1 protein-coding gene is annotated in these 1,648 nt (G+C 39.1%); it reads left to right on the forward strand.

The features are described from left to right. The first annotated feature begins 298 nt into the window (after nucleotides 1-298). Nucleotides 299-1,510 carry an IS110 family transposase gene (locus DWW13_RS15980; protein ID WP_055218916.1) on the forward strand — a complete coding sequence of 404 codons (1,212 nt, stop codon included), beginning with the start codon at nucleotides 299-301 and terminating at the stop codon, nucleotides 1,508-1,510. Nucleotides 1,511-1,648 lie beyond the last annotated feature (138 nt).

The following is a 1,648-nucleotide window of genomic DNA, read 5'->3' on the forward strand; positions in this document are numbered from 1 at the left end:
TTGCGCGTCTAACTCATCACTACTACAATATATTTATGGGTAATCCCCTTACTTCCAGTAAGGATTTATCCATCTCATTACTTAAACTGTTAGAATGTAGGATGCAATGGTATATCGACTTCATCACTTGGACCTCGCGTCCGTACTTTAGACTGATAACCGGCTCCTCATTCACAGTGTTCGTTTTATGCAGGTTGAATCACATTAGGTGCATTCGTGTCACACACAGTAGTTTGAACAGGTAATGAGTAAAACTGGTATTTATCCATTGTAATATTTTTTAAGGAGTGATAAATTTATGAACGCAGTAGGTATCGATGTTTCAAAAGGTAAAAGTATGGTTACAATTCTGAGACCATTTGGGGAGATTGTATCCTCTCCTTTTGAGATTAAGCACACATCCAGTGATATCCATTCACTTATTAAACTTATTCATTCTATCGAAGGTGAATCCCGGGTTGTAATGGAACATACCGGCCGCTACTACGAAGCACTTGCTCACCAGCTTTCAGCAGCAGATCTCTTTGTCAGTGCTGTTAATCCCAAGTTGGTCAAAGATTTTAATAACGATTCTCTTCGCAAAATCAAGTCCGACAAAGCTGATTCTGTCAAGATTGCCCGCTACGCTCTTGACAAATGGCAAAGTCTTGAACCGTATAGTATTACAGATGAATTACGCGCTCAGCTAAAGGTCATGAATCGTCAGTTCCATTTCTATGTGAAACAAAAAACGGCTATGAAAAATAATCTTATTGGCCTCATTGACCAGACCTATCCAAATGCAAATACTTATTTCAATAGTCCCACCCGCAGTGATGGTTCCCAGAAATGGGTTGATTTTGTCTCTACATACTGGCATGTAGATTGCATTCGTAAAATGTCTCTAAACGCTTTTGTTGAACATTATCAGAACTGGTGCAAGCGCAAAAAATATGCCTTCAATAAATCAAAAGCGGAAGAAATTTACACCAAAACAAAGGAACTTGTTCCAGTATTTCCTAAGAATGAAATAACCAAACATATCATCAGACAAGCTGTCGATCAGCTCAACAGTACTTCCGTTACTGTCGAAACAATACGCACTCTCATGAACGAGACTGCCTCAAAGCTTCCTGAATACTCAATTGTCATGCAGTTTAAAGGGATTGGTCCATCTCTCGGTCCACAGCTTATGGCTGAGATCGGTGATGTAACCAGATTCACGCATAAAGGAGCCCTTACTGCATTCGCCGGAGTTGATCCTGGGGTAAACGAATCTGGTTCCTATGCCCAAAAAAGCGTCCCAACATCCAAACGTGGATCTTCAAATTTAAGAAAGACTCTTTTTCAAGTAATGGATGTTCTTATCAAAACCATGCCTCAGGATGATCCTGTATATCAATTCATGGACAGAAAACGCACCCAGGGTAAGCCTTACTATGTTTATATGACTGCAGGTGCTAATAAATTTCTCAGAATATACTATGGACGAGTGAAAGAATATCTTTCTGTTCTTCCTGATCCAAGCTAATTCAAAACTTTTACTTTCAGACCAGCACTGGTTGTGGTGGCCTTATTTTAATGCCTAATTTTTAACCTGTAAAGTTTTTTAACTTTCTTCAATTTTAGTATTGACTTTTTATTTGCAGGCTGAAGTAACGAGAATGCG

Origin of the sequence: Blautia sp. AF14-40, assembly GCF_003479665.1 — a bacterium.
Lineage (GTDB): Bacteria > Bacillota > Clostridia > Lachnospirales > Lachnospiraceae > Fusicatenibacter > Fusicatenibacter saccharivorans.

Excerpts from the sequence above, each read along its gene's own strand:
- DWW13_RS15980 (WP_055218916.1), top strand. The coding sequence starts at position 299 with ATGAACGCAGTAGGTATCGATGTTTCAAAAGGTAAAAGTATGGTTACA.